The organism is Vibrio sp. AND4, from assembly GCF_000171815.1.
Lineage (GTDB): Bacteria > Pseudomonadota > Gammaproteobacteria > Enterobacterales > Vibrionaceae > Vibrio.
Genome location: NZ_ABGR01000108.1, coordinates 1 through 1453, shown reverse-complemented (window position 1 = coordinate 1453; position 1453 = coordinate 1). Strand labels below are relative to the sequence as shown.

Sequence of the window (1453 nt, the reverse complement as noted above, 5' to 3'; positions counted from 1 at the left end):
CTAATGGAGCTACGTGCTCGTACAGAAAACAATCGTGTAGTAAACTTTGAAGGTAGCGCAGACCTGATCGGTCAGTTCGTTGACGTGAAGATTACAGACGTATTTGCTAACTCACTGCGTGGTGAACTAGTACGTACAGAAAAAGACATGGACCTTCGTAGCGTAATTTCACCAACGCAAATGATGGCGAAAACACGTCGCGAAGATGAGCTGGGTGTAGCAACCTTTACGCCGTAAGCTCGTACAATTAGCCATGGAGAGCCTGGTCGTTATCAGGCTCTTGTTAAGTGGCATAAAGTGAGAGGCAACATTGAGCAATAAAATTGTAACGCTAGAAATCAATCTAGAACCTGCAGATAACCGCCGACTAGCAAGCCTGTGCGGTCCATTCGATGACAACATCAAGCATTTAGAACGTCGCCTAGGCGTTGAAATTAACCACCGTAGCGACCTTTTCACCATTGTCGGTAAACCTCATACCGCAGCGGCTGCGCTGGATATTCTGAAAACCCTTTACGTTGACACTGCTCCAGTACGTGGCGAAACGCCTGATATCGAGCCAGAACAGATCCATCTGGCCATCAAAGAGTCCGGTGTACTAGAGCAAAATACCGAATCAAACTTCGAGCACGGTAAAGAAGTCTTCGTTAAAACCAAAAAAGGCGTGATCAAGCCTCGTACTCCCAATCAGGGACAATACCTGATGAACATGGTCACGCACGATATCACCTTTGGTATCGGGCCAGCAGGTACAGGTAAAACTTACCTAGCGGTTGCCGCCGCAGTAGACGCACTAGAGCGCCAAGAGATCCGTCGTATTCTACTCACTCGTCCTGCGGTTGAAGCGGGAGAAAAACTGGGCTTCCTACCTGGGGATTTGAGCCAAAAAGTCGACCCATACCTACGACCTCTCTACGATGCCCTATTTGAAATGCTGGGCTTTGAACGTGTTGAAAAGCTGATTGAACGTAACGTGATAGAAGTCGCTCCTCTTGCTTATATGCGTGGTCGTACTTTAAACGACGCCTTCATCATTCTGGATGAGAGCCAAAATACCACCGTAGAGCAGATGAAAATGTTCCTCACGCGTATTGGCTTCAACTCTCGTGCAGTTATTACCGGTGACGTGACTCAGATTGACTTACCTCGTGGTGCGAAATCGGGCCTTCGTCATGCCATAGAGGTATTGAATGAAGTTGACGATATCAGCTTTAATTTCTTCCAAGCTGACGACGTAGTACGCCACCCAGTCGTAGCACGCATCGTGAATGCCTATGAGAAATGGGAAGCACAAGATCAAAAAGAGCGCAAAGAGTTCGAAAAACGCCGTCGTGAAGAACGTGACGCCAAACTGCTAGAAGCAGCCAAAGCTGAGCTGAATACACAAGTTGCGGCAACGAAGGAATAACCATGGCAATTGAACTTGATTTGCAACTGGCAGTCGAAAGTGAAG

The 1453-nt window shown here is 47.6% G+C and carries 2 protein-coding genes; both read left to right on the top strand.

What is annotated here, in order from left to right; translation table 11 throughout:
• Positions 1-237: TRAM domain-containing protein (locus AND4_RS18955; protein ID WP_009844606.1), on the top strand; the 237-nt coding region annotated here is incomplete at its 5' end.
• A gap of 73 nt (positions 238-310) precedes the next feature.
• Positions 311-1408: a PhoH family protein gene (locus AND4_RS18950; protein WP_009844605.1), complete on the top strand. Its 1098-nt coding sequence runs from the start codon at positions 311-313 to the stop codon at positions 1406-1408.
• Positions 1409-1453: the final 45 nt, after the last annotated feature.